Below are 14,461 nucleotides of genomic sequence, written 5' to 3'. Positions count from 1 at the left end.
TGTTTCGTTCATGATCGACCCGTGCTATTCTGGGATGAGTTTTCCAGAACGGGATTCGCCTCATGTGCTTTTCGCTGAACGGTTCGCGTCACCATGCCATCCACTGCATCGTGCCGCCCTATATGCTGCGGGTGCTGGCCCTGCGCGGCGATGCCAGGACTGCGGACATGGCGCGCACCCTGCTGAAGCAGACCGAAAAGCTGCGCGAGGAACGGACCGAGATGACCCGCGCGGGCCTGCCCCCCGCAGATGCGTCCGGGGCCTATGTCGCCGCCGCCGTCACCCCGGCCCAGGGGCTGTGCTGTCCCGACCGCCGCATCCACGACGGCCAGTTCAAGGCCGCCCTGCCGGGCAAGCTGATCCGGTCCGAAGGCCAGGATCCCACGGGCATCGCGGATGCCGACACCGCCTATGACGCGGCTGGCCAGGTTTTTTCCCTGTTCGCCGAGGAATACGGCCGCAATTCCCTGGACGGCGCGGGAATGCCGCTGACAGCCACCGTCCATCACCGGCGCGATTACAACAACGCCTTCTGGAACGGCACGCAGATGGCCTATGGCACCGGCGACGGCAAGATTTTCCGCACCTTCCTGGAACTGTCGGTGATCGGGCACGAGATGGCGCATGGCGTCATCCAGCATTCCGGCGGGCTGATCTATGAAAACCAGTCGGGCGCGCTGAACGAAAGCATCGCCGACGTGTTCGGCAGCCTGGCGCTGCAACGCGCCCTGGGACAAGAGGCGCATGAGGCCGACTGGCTGGTCGGGCGCGGCATTCTCGGCCCCGGCATCAACGGCGCAGCGCTGCGCAGCATGAAGGCGCCGGGCACCGCCTATTCCGACGACCTGCTGGGCCAGGATCCGCAGCCCTGGCACATGGATCATTTCGTGGCGACCGCTGACGACAACGGCGGTGTGCATATCAATTCCGGCATCCCCAACCACGCCTTCTACCTGTTCTGCGCCTATCTGGGCGGGCGGGCCTGGGAACTGCCGGGGCGGATCTGGTACCGGGCGCTTCAGACGCTGAACAATCCGATGGCCAGCTTTTCCGACTGGGCCGACCAGACCATGGACGCCGCCATCGAACTGACCAGCCGCGGCAGCTATGAGACGGTGATGCTGCGCCGCGCCTGGAAACTTGTGGGAATTGCCATCTGACCCTAGATTCCCCGCATCAGCGGGGGGTCGGGTCATGATCATCGAAATCGCGGCGCATGGCGGCTTTGGCGGCATCGCCGCCGCCAGTCTGCACAAGACCATCGACGTGGCGGACCAGCCCGAACAGATGCGCCAGGAACTGTGCCACGCGTTCGAACCCGACGAACTGGCCCGCTTGGCTCGCCAGCCTTGCGGCGACTGCGCCGACCGCATGACCTATTGCATCACCGTGACCGAGGATCGCGAAAGCCGCAGCTTCACCCTGCACGAACAGCAGATCCCGCCCGAGATGCTGGACCTGATCGACCAGATGTAGGAAAGGCGCAGGTCCAACCCGCGCCCATCTTCTGTGTCCAAATATCCCACAGGGGGTCCGGGGGACGTGAAGTCCCCCGGCTTGGCCGTCAGCCCTGCGCCGCGCCCTTGTGGCGGCGGTTCCACATGACCGAATTGACAAAGGCCGCGCCGATGAAGACCGCGCCCAGCATTCCCGTCACGACCTCGGGCAGGTGCCACATGGTCTGGCCGAACATGATGATCGACAGGATCAGGATCGACCAGAAGGCGCCGTGTTCCAGGTAACGGAATTCCGCCAGCGTGCCGCGTTCGACCAGCATCACCGTCATGGACCGCACATACATCGCGCCGATGCCCAGTCCGATGGCGATCAGGAACAGGTTCTGGGTCAGGGCGAAGGCGCCGATCACGCCGTCAAAGCTGAAGGACGCGTCCAGCACTTCCAGATACAGGAACCCGCCCAGCCCCGCCTGCGCGGCGCTGTGGGACCGTTCCTGCGCCTCGCCCCAGCGGTCCAGCACATGGCCCAGGGCATCCACGGCAAGAAAAGTCACGATCCCCCACATGGCGCTGAACATGAACAGGTGTTCGTCGCGCACCGGCAGCAGCCAGACGAAGACCAGGATGATGACCAGCACGAAGCCGACCTCCATCCCGCGCACCGATCCGCAGGCGCGCAGCGCGCGTTCCACCTTGCCGATCCAGTCGACCTCCTTGGACTGGTCGAAGAAAAAGGTCAGAGCGACCAGCATCAGGAAGGCGCCGCCGAAGGCCGCGATGGGCAGATGCGCCTCTTGGATCAGGCGGGAATATTCCTGGGGGCTGGTCGCGGCCAGCCTGATCGCGGCCCAGGGACCGATCCCGGCGGCGATCACCACGATCAGCAGCGGAAAGATGACCCGCATCCCGAAGACGGCGATCAGGATCCCCCAGGTCAGGAAGCGGCGCTGCCAGGCGGGCGTCATTTCCTTCAGCTTGTTGGCGTTGACGATGGCGTTGTCGAAGGACAGCGAGATTTCCAGGATCGCCAGCACCAGCGCGATCATCAGGAAGGACACCGCGCCCGAGGTGCTGCCGGTAAACCGATACCCCAGCCAGGCGGCCAGGACGACGCCCGTCGCCGTGACGATCAATGGCCAACGAAGATAGGACAAGGATGAACGCATCGGGTTTCTCCCCTTTACGGACCGACCAATAGGCGGCTGGAACTGGGGCGGCAAGGGCCTTCGCCGCAGGGGCGCGGCCCTACAGCCAGCGTTTCCACCGCAGCACCAGCCAGGTCGCCGCCGCCGTCCCCGCCATCAGCAGCAGCGCCATGGGATAGCCCCAGGCCTCGTCCAGTTCCGGCATCATCTGGAAGTTCATGCCATAGATGCTGGCGATCAGCGTCGGCGGCAGGAACAGGGCTGCCACCACCGACAGGATCCGCACGGTATTGTTCTGTTCCAGGTTGATCATGCCCAGCGTCGTGTCCACCGCCAGGCTGACCCGCGATCCAAGGAAATCGGCATGGACCTCCAACGCCTGGACATCGCGCAACTGGCCCTTGACCACCGGACGCAGCCGCCCGGATTCGGGCTGTTCGTCGATGGTGGCGATATAGAAGGCCAGCATCCGCTCGATGGTCAGAAGCGACAGCCGGACGCGGGCCATGGCCTCGGCCTCGCGGCCCACCTGGCGCAGCGCGGCTTGCAGGCGGTCGCCCTGGCCGCGCGCGCTGCGGGTCTCGAAGATCGAGATCGTCGTGTCGTCCAGCAATCGGCCCGATCCCTCCAGGATGTCGGCCAGCCGGGCGATGATCTCCTCGACCAGGCCCAGGAACAGGCGGTGGGGGGTGGAACAGCCCAGCGTCGACCGTTCGCCGCGTTCGGGATAGGTCAGGAACGGGCGCGGCGAATGGTGCCGCACCGTGACCAGCCGGTCTGGCGACAGGATGAAGCTGACCGGCATCGTCACGCGGTTGCCGTCGCCCCGTTCCCCCGGCAGCACAGCGGTCATGTAGTCCGTCCCCGCTTCCCGATACAGGCGGTTCGAGATCTCGATCTCTTCCATATCGGCCAGCGTGGGAACATCGACGCCCAGGTCGCGCAGCAGCGCGGTTTCCTGCTTTCCGGGGGCGATCAGGTCGATCCAGATGGCATCGGCCAAGGGCGCGTCCTTGTCCTGCCGCACGATGCGCCCGTTGCGGATGACATAGGAATACATCATGGCGGCGATCCCGATCCTGGCAAACACCGCCTTGGTAGCCTGCCGTCCGCCAAAGAAAAAGGGTGCCCGGAAGGCACCCTTTCCCGTTCGGGCCGAACCGCCTCAGAAGGTGCGGTCGCGGAAATGGTCGTCGATGTTGCGTTCGGCCTCGTCCTTGGTCCAGCCGTATTTTTCCTGCAACTTGCCGGCCAGCTGGTCCTTGTTGCCGTCGATCCGGTCCAGGTCGTCGTCGGTCAGGTCGCCCCATTTTTCCTTGACCGAACCTTTGACCTGCTTCCATTTTCCCTGGATGATGTCCCAGTTCATGCTTGTCTCCTTTGGACGCTGTGATCTGGGAAATAACCGCCTGCGGCGGGCCAGGGTTCCGGCGCGCCTGCCTCAGTTCACCCGGTCGTGAGGGTCGCGCCCTTCGGCGAAGGCCGTCAGGTTGTCCAGGGCGCGCAGCCCCATCGCCGTGCGCGTGTCGTCGGTGGCGGTGCCCAGATGGGGCAGCAGGGTGGCGTTCGGGGCGTCCAGCAGCGCCTGCGGCACCAGCGGTTCGCGTTCATAGACATCCAGCCCGGCGCCCGCGATCTGCCCCGCGTTCAACGCCTGGATCAGCGCGGCTTCGTCGACCACGTCGCCGCGGGCGATATTGACCAGATAGCCCTGCGGCCCAAGCGCCGCCATCTGCCGCGCGCCGATCAGGTGCCGGGTTCCCGCGCCGCCCGGAACGGCGACGACCGCGACATCGGCCTGTTCCAGCATCCCGTCCAGGTCGGGAATCTGGCGGGCCGGGAATTCCAGGCCGGCGACCGGGGATCGGTTGAAGAACACCACGTCCATGCCAAAGCCGAAATGGCAGCGCCGGGCGATGGCCTTGCCGATCCGGCCCATGCCGACGATGCCGACGGTCCGCCCGCTGACTTGGCCGCCCAGAAGCTGCGTCGGGTTCCAGCCCTGCCACTGACCGGCACGCAGGATCCGCTCTCCCTCCGAGGCGCGGCGCAGCGTCATCAGGATCAGCGTCAGCGCGATGTCGGCCGTGGCGTCGGTCACCACCCCCGGCGTGTTCGTGACCACGACCCCCGCCGTCGCGGCCGCCGCTACGTCTATATGGTTATAGCCCGCCCCGAAATTCGCCAGGATCCGGCAGCGCACCGGCTGCGCGAAGGTGGCGGCGGTGAAAGCGTCGCCCAGCGTCGGGATGATCGCGTCGTAATCGCGCAGCGCCTGCGCGGCCTGGGATTCCGACATCGGGGTATTGTCGCGGAAGGTGGCGTCGAAGCGGTCGCGGATCGCCTGGCTGGCCCGGTCGGTCATGGGCCGCGTCACCAGCAGCCGCATCAGAACAGCCGCCCGCCATTCGCCACGGTCAGGTCGGGGCGGACCAGCACGACCTCTCCGTCCGCGTCGGGGACGCCCAGGACCAGCACCTCGGACCGGACGGGGCCGATCTGGCGCGGCGGAAAGTTCACCACGCACAGCACCTGCTTGCCGACCAGCGTTTCCGGGTCATAGTGCCGGGTGATCTGGGCCGAGGATTTGCGCTCGCCCAGATCGCCCACGTCCAGCCACAGCTTGAAGGCGGGCTTGCGCGCCTCGGGGAACGGCTCGACGCGGGTGATGGTGGCGGTGCGGATGTCGACCTTCAGGAAATCGTCGAAGCTGATCGTCATTGTGAAGCCTTTCCCAGTTCGCGCCCCCGTTCGGTGGCGGCGGCAATGGTGCGCGCCATCAGCGGCGGCAGTCCGTTATCCGGATCCATCAGCACCCGCAACCCGGCGGCAGTCGTCCCGCCGGGCGAGGTGACGTTTTCGCGCAGCACCGCCGGATCCTCGTCCGCGTCGATGGCAAGCGCCCCCGCCCCGGCGACGGTCATGCGCGCCAGGTCCAGCGACAGCGCGGCGGGCAGACCCTGCGCCTCGCCCGCCTGGGCCATCGCCTCGATCAGGTGGAAGACATAGGCCGGTCCGCTGCCCGACAGGCCGGTCACCGCATCCATCTGATCCTCGCTGTCCAGGCGCACAACGCGGCCCACGGCCGCCATCAGCGTCTGCGCCAGATCCAGATGCGCCGGGGTCGCCAGGCTGTTGCCGATCATCGCGCTGATCCCCTGGCCGATGGCGGCGGGGGTGTTCGGCATCACGCGGACGATGGGCGCGCCAGGAAAGGCGGCTTCGAAGGTGGCGATGGTGGTGCCCGCGGCGACCGACAGCACCAGCGTATCGGCCAGACGCGGCGCGCCGCCCAAGGCCTCGGCCATCATCTGCGGCTTGACGGCCAGCACCAGCACCGCCGGATCAGCGGGCAGCGCGGCGTTCACCCGCAGCCCCTTGTCCTGCCATTCAGGCGCCAGCCGGGGGTCGATCACCGTCACCGCGCCGGGTTCCAGCCCGCGCGCCAGCCAACCGCGCAGCATCGCGCCGCCCATCCGCCCGCAACCGACCAGCACCAGCCCGCGCCTGTTGATATCGTCGAAATCGCCCATCCGGCCCCCCTTATCTTGCATCGGGCCCGCGCCGCCCCTTATGCCCGTCCGTAGGCCTCGCCCAGGGCGATGTCCAGTGCGGCGGCGGGGGCGCTGTTGCCCCAGGCAACCAGTTGGAAGGACGGATAGAACCGCTCGCAGCCCAGCAGCGCGTTGCCGATCATCCGGTCCACCTGCTCGGCCGAGGCGATCGCGTCGCCGCCCAGCACCAGGCCATAGCGCCAGACCATCAGCCGCTGCCTGGACCAGAAGGTGAAGCCGCCGTCCCAGACCTGATCGTTGGCCAGATTCAACGTCTCATAGATCAGCGGCAGCCGGTCGGCGGGCGGATCCAGGTCGAAGGTGCAGATCAGGCGCAGCACCTCTTCCCGAGGGGACCAGGCCAGCGTCAGGGTATAGCTGCGCCACTGCCCCTGGACCGTCATGACGATCTGATCGTCGGCCAGGCGGTCGAAATCCCAGTCGTGATGGGCGGCGACCACCTCGACGATGTCGATGGGATGAATCTCATCGGTCGGAATCACTGCTTCCGTTTGCGCCATGTCGTATCCTGCCTCGGACGGGACGCGATGCGATGCCGCTGTCCCTTGTTCATGAAACAAGACCGGGCGGGGTTGCCCGGATGTTCCTACTGCATATCGTGGTCGCGATTGTGCCCGCTGTAAAGCAAAATTCCCGAAAAGATTGTGGAAAACACCACGACTGGCTAAATCGCGCCATCGGAACGGCAAGACAGGCGAACCCCATGCAGGACGACCCGCGCGGCGATACGGAACAGGATTCGGCGCGGGGCTGGATCGACCTGTCCGGGGCGGCCAACCGCCGTCCCTGGCCGGGGCGCGCGCAGCCCGCGGACGGGCCGCAAAAGCCGCTGGCGCAGGCTACGGCAGACTGGCTGGGCTGCGATCCCGCGCAGGTCCGGGCGGTGGCGGAGGTGACTGCGGCGATCCTGCGCCTGCCGCCCGGTCGGGCGGCGGTGCTGGCGGGCGGCGATGCGGCGTCCCTGCGCGCGGCGGGCTGGCAGGTGGCCCAGGTCCGGGACATCCACGACATGGCGGGTGCCGACCTTGCGGTGGTCGGGAATCCCGGCCATCCCGCTGGCCGGGACTGGCCGCCCGAGGCGCTGTCCCGGCTGGCCCGGCAGGTGGGCCACCTGGTCGTGGATGAAAGCCTTGCCGATCCGCGCCCCGATCTGTCGCTGGCCCCCGCCCTGCCGGGCAACGCGCTGATCCTGCGGGATCTCCGCCCGTTCTGGGGCCTGCGGGGGCTTGGCCTGGTGCTGGCCGCCCCCGCCCTGCTGGACCGCCTGTCCGACTGCCCGCCGCCCGACGGCCCGGCCCTGTCGCTTGGCGCCCAGGCCCTGGCCGACCGGGCCTGGGCCGATCAGACGATCCTGTATCTGGCCGAGGCCGTGCTGCGCCTGGACCGTCTGGCCGCGGCGGCGGGATGGCGCCCGGCGGGCGGCACGCATCTGTTTCGCCTGTACGACACCGGCGATGCGGCGGCGGCGCAGGACCGGCTGGCCCGCGCCCATATCCGGGTGCATCGGCCTGTCCGCCCGGACCACCGCCTGCGGCTGGGCATCCCGGCCGATCTCGCGGAATGGGACCGCCTCTGCGCCGCCCTGCGCGAATTTTAGGCAACGGCTCCGCAAGATCTCGCGCCCCGGACCGCATTGTGTAAGCTGCGGGAAAGACCAGCGGGGACAGCGCATGTCGATCAAGGCCAGCATCTATCACCTGACGCATTACAGATACGACCGTCCGGTGATCCTTGGCCCGCAGGTGATCCGGCTGCGCCCCGCGCCGCATTCGCGCACCCGTGTCATCTCTCATTCGCTGAAGGTCGCGCCCGAAGGCCATTTCGTGAACCACCAGCAGGATCCCTTCGGCAACTGGCTGGCGCGCTTCGTCTTTCCCGAACCCGTCCGCGAGCTGAAGATCGAGGTCGATCTGACAGCCGACATGACCGTCTACAACCCGTTCGACTTCTTCGTGGAAGACAGCGCCGAACACTGGCCCTTCGACTATGCCCCCGACCTGGCCGAGGAACTGGTCCCTTACCGCGCCGTCGAACCCGCCGGGCCGCTGCTGCGCGCGCTGCTGGACAGCATCCCGCGCGACCGGACCCGCACCGTGGATTTCGTGGTGGCGCTGAACGCGCGCATCGCGGCCGAGACCGGCTATACCATCCGCATGGAACCCGGCGTCCAGACGCCCGAGGAGACGCTGGCCCTGCGCAGCGGATCCTGTCGCGATTCCACCTGGCTGCTGGTCAACGCGCTGCGCCATCTGGGCTTTGCCGCGCGCTTCGTGTCGGGATACCTGATCCAGTTGAAGCCCGATTTCCAGGCGCTTGACGGCCCTTCCGGCACCGCCCACGACTTCACCGACCTGCACGCCTGGGCCGAGGTCTATCTGCCCGGCGCCGGCTGGATCGGCCTGGATCCGACATCCGGCCTTCTGGCCGGCGAAAGCCATATCCCGCTGGCCGCCGCGCCGCATTACCGCAGTTGCGCCCCCATCAGCGGCGCCGCCAGCTTTGCCGAGGTCGATTTCCATTTCGACATGCAGGTCCGCCGCGTGGCCGAACATCCGCGCATCACCAAGCCCTTCAGCGACGATGCCTGGGCCGACCTGAACCGGCTGGGCCACCAGGTCGATGCGGCGTTGCGCGAGGGCGACGTGCGCCTGACCATGGGCGGAGAGCCGACCTTCGTGTCCATCGACGATTTCGAAAGCCCGGAATGGAACACCGATGCGGTCGGCCCGGCGAAGCGCGACCGCGCCGACCTGCTGATCCGCAAGCTGCGAGACCGTTTCGCGCCGAACGGGTTCCTGCATCACGGCCAGGGCAAATGGTATCCGGGGGAAACGCTGCCCCGCTGGACCTTCTCGCTTTACTGGCGGCGCGACGGCCAGCCGGTCTGGCAGAATCCCGGCCTGATCGCGCGCGAATCGGGCGGCGGCGCGGCGACGGCCCTCCAGGCGCAGGAACTGCTGCGGGAAATGGCGGCCGAACTGGGCGTTTCCGGCGACAACGTGCTGCCCGCCTATGAGGATCCGGCCGAATGGCTGCTGCGCGAGGCCCGGCTGCCCGCGAATGTCACGCCCGAAAACAGCGAACTGGCCGACCCCGAGGCGCGCCACCGCATCGCGGCCGTTTTCGACCGGGGGCTGACCGTGCCCACCGGCTTCGTGCTGCCGGTGCAGGCCTGGCAATCGCGCGCGGGCCTGCGGTGGCATTCGGAACGCTGGCGGCTGCGGCGCGGGCATATCTTCCTGGTGCCCGGCGACAGCCCTGTCGGATATCGCCTGCCGCTGTCGTCGCTGCCGCATCTGCCGGAATCCGACTATCCCTATGTCAATCCGGCCGATCCGACCCAGGACCGCGCGCCGCTGGCCCCGCCGGGTCCGGTCGCGCCCGGCCGCAAGTCGCAGCCCATGGCCAGTTTCGTCGCCCATGCGCCGGTTCAGGACGGGGTGCCCCAAGGGCCTGGCGCGGGCGACGCGGAACTGGGCGGCAAGATCCGCACCGCTCTGTCGGTCGAGCCGAAGAACGGGCGGCTCTGCGTCTTCATGCCGCCGGTGGCGACGCTGGAGGAATATCTGGACCTGCTGCGCGCGGTCGAGGCCGCGGCCCTGCGCCTGAACCTGCCGATCCATGTGGAAGGCTATGCCCCGCCCCACGATCCGCGCCTGAACGTGATCCGGGTCGCCCCCGATCCCGGCGTGATCGAGGTGAACATCCACCCCGCCGAAAGCTGGGACGACTGCGTGGCGATCACCCAGGGCGTCTATGAGGACGCGCGCCAGTCCCGCCTTGGCGCGGAAAAGTTCATGATCGACGGCAAGCATACCGGCACCGGCGGGGGCAATCATGTCGTGGTGGGGGGCGCGACGACCAATGACAGCCCCTTCCTGCGCCGCCCCGACCTGCTGGCCAGCCTGATCCGGCACTGGAACCGGCATCCCTCGCTGTCCTACCTGTTCTCGGGGCTGTTCATCGGCCCGACCTCGCAGGCGCCAAGGATCGACGAGGCGCGGCACGATTCGCTCTATGAGTTGGAAATCGCCCTGGCCCAGATCCCGGGGCCGGACCGGGGCACGCCGCCCCTGCCCTGGCTGACCGACCGGCTGCTGCGCAACATCCTGACCGATGTGACGGGCAACACCCACCGGGCGGAAATCTGCATCGACAAGATGTATTCTCCCGATGGTCCGACCGGCCGCCTGGGCCTGGTCGAGTTCCGGGGCTTCGAGATGCCGCCCGACGCGCGCATGTCCCTGGCCCAGCAACTGCTGCTGCGCGCGCTGATCGCGCGGTTCTGGAAGTCGCCCGCCTCGGGCGACCTGACCCGCTGGGGCACGGCGCTGCACGACCGCTTCATGCTGCCGCATTTCGTCTGGACGGATTTCTGCGACGTGCTGCGCGACCTGACCGACCACGGCTTCCCGATGCGGCAGGACTGGTTCAAGGCCCAGGCCGAATTCCGGTTTCCCTTCTGCGGCGAGGTCGAGGTCGAGGGGGTCCACCTGGAACTGCGCCAGGCCCTGGAACCCTGGCATGTCCTGGGCGAAACCGGCGCCATCGGCGGCACCGTGCGCTATACCGACAGTTCCACCGAACGCTTGCAGGTCAAGCTGTCGGCGGCGGATCCCCTTCGCTATCAGGTGCTGTGCAACGGCCGCGCGGTGCCGCTGACGGATATCGGCGCGGGCGAATCGGTGGCGGGGGTGCGCTTCAAGGCGTGGCAGCCCGCATCGGCGCTGCACCCGGTCCTGCCGGTCCATGCGCCGCTGACCTTCGACATCTTCGACAGCTGGTCGAATCGCCCGCTGGGCGGCTGCGTCTATCACGTCGCCCATCCGGGCGGGCGAAATTACGACACCTTCCCGGTGAACGGGAACGAGGCCGAGGCGCGCCGCCTGGCGCGCTTCAGCCCTCACGGCCACCGCCCCGGCCACGGCCACCCGGTCGCGCCGGAACGCATCCACCGCGAATTCCCGCTGACGCTGGATCTGCGCCGTGCGGTGGGGGTGTGACGCGCCATGACCGGCGAGGCCGCCTTTGCCATGGGACAGCCGCGCAGCGCGTCCTATCGCCCGCTGCCCGGCATCCCGGACGAGATGGTCGGCCCGGATGGCCTGATCCGCCCGCCCTGGCGCAGGCTGATGGCCCATCTGGACGCGCTGTCGGACGAGGAGCTGACCCGCGACCTGGCCCGCGCCGACCGCTATCTTCTGGATAGCGGGGTCTTCTATCGCCAATACGGCGAAGGACAGTCCGTCGAACGCCCCTGGCCGCTGAGCCAGATCCCCGTCCTGCTGGCCGAGGACGAATGGTCCCGGATCGCCCATGCCCTGACGCAGCGCGCCGACCTGCTGGAGGCGGTGATCGCCGATCTCTACGGCCCGAACCAGCTTGTCGCCTCGGGGCAGTTGCCCGCCGCCCTGGTCGCGGGCAACCCGGAATGGTTGCGCCCGATGGTGGGCGTCAAGCCGCGCGGCGGGCATTTCCTGCATTTCCTGGCTTTCGAGCTGGGGCGCGGCCCCGACGGGCAGTGGTGGGTTCTGGCAGACCGCACCCAAGCGCCCTCGGGCGCGGGCTATGCCCTGGAAAACCGCGTCGCCATGACCCGCGCCTATTCCGAGCTTTACGCCGCAGGCAATGTCCACCGCCTTGCCGGGTTCTTCCGCGCCTTCCGCGACGCCTTGCGCGACCAGGCGGGCGACCGCGACGGCCGGGTGGCGATCCTGACCCCCGGCCCGATGAACGAAACCTATTTCGAACATGCCTATATCGCCCGCTATCTGGGCTTCACCCTGCTGGAGGGCGACGACCTGGTCGTGGCCAGAGACCGGCTGATGGTGCGCAGCGTACAGGGGATGGCCCCGGTCGACGTGCTGTGGCGCAGGCTGGACGGGAACTATGCCGACCCGCTGGAATTGGACCCGGCCTCGCGAATCGGCACCCCCGGGATGATGGCCGCGCTGCGGGCGGGCACGGTGACGATGGTCAACGCCCTGGGGTCGGGGGTGTTGGAGACCCGCGCCCTGATGGCCTTCCTGCCGCAGCTTGCGCCCGAACTGGTGCGTGCGCCGCTGGCCATGCCGAATATCGCGACCTGGTGGTGCGGCACGGCATCCGCGCGGGCCGAGGTGCGGGCGGATCCCCGCCGGATGGTGCTGGCCGACGCGCTGACCACGCGCGCGCCCTTCGATCCCAAGGACGACCTGATCCGGGCAGCCGCGCTGCCGCCCCAGGCGCTCGCCCTCAGGCTGGACCAGGGCGGCGGCGATCTGGTCGCGCAGGAAGCCGTCACCCTGTCCACCACCCCCGCCTTGGTGGAGGGCAGGCTGGTGCCGCGCCCGATGACGCTGCGCGTCTATCTGGCCCGCACCGCCGAAGGCTGGACGGTGATGCCCGGCGGCTTCGCCCGGATCGGCGCGTCGGGCGACGCTTCGGCCATCGCCATGCAGGACGGCGGGGCGGCGGCGGATGTCTGGGTGGTCGGGCGCGATCCGGTGCCGGCGATCAGCCTGGCCCGGCAGGCAAGCGCCGCCGACAAGCGCCTGATCCCCGGCGGCCTGCCCGCGCGGGCGGCCGACAACCTGTTCTGGCTGGGCCGCTATGCCGAACGGGCCGAGGGGATCGTGCGGTTGATGCGGGCCTATCACATGCGCCTGGCGGAATCGGGCGATGCGGGGGCGGGGCTGCTGGAGGGGTTCGATCCGCTGTTCCGGCAGATGGGCATCGACCCCGCCGCGCCCATTCCGCAAAGGCTGCTGGACAACCTGGCCGCCGCCATCGGCAGCGCGGGCCGGGTGCGCGACCGCTTTTCCCCCGACGCCTGGTCGGCGCTGCACGATATCGACCGCAGCGCCCGCGCCATGGCCCCCCGCGTGGCGCCGGGCGACGACGCGGCCCGCGCACTGTCGGCGCTGCTGCGCAAGCTGGCGGGGATCTCGGGGCTGGTGCATGAAAACATGTACCGCTTCGTCGGCTGGCGGTTCCTGACGATCGGGCGGCTGCACGAACGCGCCATGGGCACCGCGGCGCTGCTGGCGGTGCTGTGCGACGAGACCGCGCCAGAAGGCGCCCTGGACCTGGCGATCGAGGTCGGCGACAGTGTGCTGACCCATCGCCGCCGCTTCACCCTGGATGCGTCCCGCGCGACAGTCATCGACCTGCTGGCGCTGGACCCGCTGAACCCGCGCGCGCTGCGCCACCAGATCGACGGGCTGCGCGAACAGGTGGACATGCTGCCTGCCGCCAACGACCACGGCGCCCTGTCTCCGCTGGCGCGCGCGGTCCTGCGCCTGCACGCCGACCTGGCCACCGCCGATCCCGACAGCCTGACGACCGACGCGCTGTGGTCGCTGCGCGGGCGCATCGGCGGGCTGTCCGACCTGCTGACCGCCGCCTATTTTCCCTGATGCTGTACCGCCTGCGCCTGTCCTTCCGCTATGACTTCGCCCGTCCGACGGGCGCCGGGCGGCAGCTTCTGCGCATCACCCCCGCCGACCTGCCGGGCCTGCAAGAGGTCCAGCAGACCGCCATCACCGTCACCCCGCCGCCGGTCGAGCGCAGCGGCTTCACCGATTTCTTCGGCAACGAGGTGACGCAGCTGGTCCTTCCCGCCGGTCTGACACAGCTGCGCTTCGACATGTCGGGCCGCGTGCTGCGCCACGGGGACGAGACCGAACTGGACCTGTCGGCCAGCCCCGCCTCTCTGGCCCTGGACCTGGCCGAGATCACCGATCTTGGCCCCCATTCACCGCATCACTTCCTGCGCCCCTCGCCCCGCATCCCGCATGTCCCGGCCATCGCCGATTTCGCCCGCGCCGCCTGCGCCGGTGCGGCCACCCTGCGCGATGCGGTGCAATCCCTGGGCCGCGCCATCCACGCCCACATGCGCTTCGATTCCGTCGCGACCGAGGTCGACACCCCCATCGCCGACGCCTTTGCCGGGCGGCAGGGGGTCTGCCAGGATTTTTCGCAGATCATGGTCTCGGGGCTGCGCAGCATCGGCGTTCCGGGGGCCTATGTCTCGGGCTTCCTGCGCACCGTGCCGCCGCCCGGCAGGCCCCGGCTGGAAGGCGCCGACGCCATGCACGCCTGGGTCCGCGCCTGGACCGGGGCCGAGGCGGGCTGGTGCGAATACGACCCGACCAATGCCTGCTTCGTGGGCGCCGATCACGTCACCATCGGCTATGGCCGCGACTATGGCGACGTGGCCCCCGTCACCGGATCCATGCGGCTGGCCGGGTCGCAATCGGGCAGCCATAGCGTCGACATCGTCGCCGAGGAATAACCGTCCCGG

General features: G+C 68.8%; 13 protein-coding genes. 6 read left to right on the top strand and 7 right to left on the bottom strand.

All coding sequences use genetic code 11. The features are described from left to right. Nucleotides 1–62 precede the first annotated feature (62 nt). Entirely contained in the window at nucleotides 63–1,160 is a 1,098-nt protein-coding gene (locus tag PARHAE_RS06800; RefSeq protein ID WP_126153858.1) for a M4 family metallopeptidase, read from the top strand. A gap of 34 nt (nucleotides 1,161–1,194) precedes the next feature. Next, nucleotides 1,195–1,476 carry a protealysin inhibitor emfourin gene (locus PARHAE_RS06795; protein ID WP_126153857.1) on the top strand — a complete coding sequence of 94 codons (282 nt, stop codon included), beginning with the start codon at nucleotides 1,195–1,197 and terminating at the stop codon, nucleotides 1,474–1,476. Nucleotides 1,477–1,564: 88 nt separating this feature from the next. Here the strand turns inward: PARHAE_RS06795 and PARHAE_RS06790 are convergent, their stop codons facing one another. The 7 genes from PARHAE_RS06790 to PARHAE_RS06760 all read right to left on the bottom strand — a co-directional run bounded on the left by PARHAE_RS06790 (nucleotide 1,565) and on the right by PARHAE_RS06760 (nucleotide 6,677). After that, nucleotides 1,565–2,623 (bottom strand): DUF475 domain-containing protein, encoded by a 1,059-nt coding sequence (locus tag PARHAE_RS06790; RefSeq protein WP_126153856.1) that lies wholly within the window; start codon nucleotides 2,621–2,623, stop codon nucleotides 1,565–1,567. Nucleotides 2,624–2,702: 79 nt separating this feature from the next. Next, nucleotides 2,703–3,692: a magnesium transporter CorA family protein gene (locus PARHAE_RS06785; RefSeq protein WP_338142918.1), complete on the bottom strand. Its 990-nt coding sequence runs from the start codon at nucleotides 3,690–3,692 to the stop codon at nucleotides 2,703–2,705. Nucleotides 3,693–3,767: 75 nt separating this feature from the next. Next, the gene (locus tag PARHAE_RS06780; protein WP_126153854.1) at nucleotides 3,768–3,971 is read right to left on the bottom strand and encodes a CsbD family protein; all 204 of its coding nucleotides are present in this window, start codon (nucleotides 3,969–3,971) and stop codon (nucleotides 3,768–3,770) included. Nucleotides 3,972–4,043: 72 nt separating this feature from the next. Further along, nucleotides 4,044–4,991 (bottom strand): 2-hydroxyacid dehydrogenase, encoded by a 948-nt coding sequence (locus PARHAE_RS06775; protein WP_126153853.1) that lies wholly within the window; start codon nucleotides 4,989–4,991, stop codon nucleotides 4,044–4,046. Then, entirely contained in the window at nucleotides 4,991–5,323 is a 333-nt protein-coding gene (locus tag PARHAE_RS06770; RefSeq protein WP_126153852.1) for a tRNA-binding protein, read from the bottom strand. Before PARHAE_RS06770 ends, PARHAE_RS06775 begins: the two co-directional genes overlap by 1 nt. Next, nucleotides 5,320–6,135: a pyrroline-5-carboxylate reductase gene (proC, locus tag PARHAE_RS06765; protein WP_126153851.1), complete on the bottom strand. Its 816-nt coding sequence runs from the start codon at nucleotides 6,133–6,135 to the stop codon at nucleotides 5,320–5,322. Before proC ends, PARHAE_RS06770 begins: the two co-directional genes overlap by 4 nt. Before the next feature lie 38 nt (nucleotides 6,136–6,173). Then, the gene (locus PARHAE_RS06760; RefSeq protein ID WP_126153850.1) at nucleotides 6,174–6,677 is read right to left on the bottom strand and encodes a type III secretion system chaperone family protein; all 504 of its coding nucleotides are present in this window, start codon (nucleotides 6,675–6,677) and stop codon (nucleotides 6,174–6,176) included. Nucleotides 6,678–6,880: 203 nt separating this feature from the next. Here PARHAE_RS06760 and PARHAE_RS06755 point away from each other — a divergent pair, with 203 nt between their 5' ends. From PARHAE_RS06755 to PARHAE_RS06740, 4 genes are all read left to right on the top strand, one after another. After that, nucleotides 6,881–7,774, top strand: coding sequence for a threonine-phosphate decarboxylase (locus tag PARHAE_RS06755; RefSeq protein ID WP_126153849.1), 894 nt, complete (start codon nucleotides 6,881–6,883; stop codon nucleotides 7,772–7,774). A 73-nt stretch (nucleotides 7,775–7,847) separates the two neighbouring features. After that, complete coding sequence (locus PARHAE_RS06750) at nucleotides 7,848–11,180, top strand: transglutaminase family protein (protein ID WP_126153848.1); 3,333 nt, start codon at nucleotides 7,848–7,850, stop codon at nucleotides 11,178–11,180. A 6-nt stretch (nucleotides 11,181–11,186) separates the two neighbouring features. Continuing rightward, nucleotides 11,187–13,574 (top strand): circularly permuted type 2 ATP-grasp protein, encoded by a 2,388-nt coding sequence (locus PARHAE_RS06745; RefSeq protein ID WP_126153847.1) that lies wholly within the window; start codon nucleotides 11,187–11,189, stop codon nucleotides 13,572–13,574. Then, the gene (locus PARHAE_RS06740; protein ID WP_126153846.1) at nucleotides 13,574–14,452 is read left to right on the top strand and encodes a transglutaminase family protein; all 879 of its coding nucleotides are present in this window, start codon (nucleotides 13,574–13,576) and stop codon (nucleotides 14,450–14,452) included. Before PARHAE_RS06745 ends, PARHAE_RS06740 begins: the two co-directional genes overlap by 1 nt. Nucleotides 14,453–14,461 lie beyond the last annotated feature (9 nt).

It is taken from the genome of Paracoccus haematequi, assembly GCF_900631945.1.
In the GTDB taxonomy this organism is placed as follows: Bacteria; Pseudomonadota; Alphaproteobacteria; order Rhodobacterales; family Rhodobacteraceae; genus Paracoccus; species Paracoccus haematequi_A.
The sequence above is the reverse complement of the archived record's forward strand: the minus strand, read 5'-3'. Positions and strand labels throughout refer to the sequence as shown.

Bases quoted from the DNA above. Each gene is read 5' to 3' on its own strand.
- PARHAE_RS06800 (WP_126153858.1), top strand. From the start codon at position 63: ATGTGCTTTTCGCTGAACGGTTCGCGTCACCATGCCATCCACTGCATC.
- PARHAE_RS06795 (WP_126153857.1), top strand. From the start codon at position 1,195: ATGATCATCGAAATCGCGGCGCATGGCGGCTTTGGCGGCATCGCCGCC.
- PARHAE_RS06790 (WP_126153856.1), bottom strand. From the start codon at position 2,623: ATGCGTTCATCCTTGTCCTATCTTCGTTGGCCATTGATCGTCACGGCG.
- PARHAE_RS06780 (WP_126153854.1), bottom strand. From the start codon at position 3,971: ATGAACTGGGACATCATCCAGGGAAAATGGAAGCAGGTCAAAGGTTCG.
- PARHAE_RS06775 (WP_126153853.1), bottom strand. From the start codon at position 4,991: ATGCGGCTGCTGGTGACGCGGCCCATGACCGACCGGGCCAGCCAGGCG.
- PARHAE_RS06770 (WP_126153852.1), bottom strand. From the start codon at position 5,323: ATGACGATCAGCTTCGACGATTTCCTGAAGGTCGACATCCGCACCGCC.
- proC (WP_126153851.1), bottom strand. From the start codon at position 6,135: ATGGGCGATTTCGACGATATCAACAGGCGCGGGCTGGTGCTGGTCGGT.
- PARHAE_RS06760 (WP_126153850.1), bottom strand. From the start codon at position 6,677: ATGGCGCAAACGGAAGCAGTGATTCCGACCGATGAGATTCATCCCATC.
- PARHAE_RS06755 (WP_126153849.1), top strand. From the start codon at position 6,881: ATGCAGGACGACCCGCGCGGCGATACGGAACAGGATTCGGCGCGGGGC.
- PARHAE_RS06750 (WP_126153848.1), top strand. From the start codon at position 7,848: ATGTCGATCAAGGCCAGCATCTATCACCTGACGCATTACAGATACGAC.
- PARHAE_RS06745 (WP_126153847.1), top strand. From the start codon at position 11,187: ATGACCGGCGAGGCCGCCTTTGCCATGGGACAGCCGCGCAGCGCGTCC.
- PARHAE_RS06740 (WP_126153846.1), top strand. From the start codon at position 13,574: ATGCTGTACCGCCTGCGCCTGTCCTTCCGCTATGACTTCGCCCGTCCG.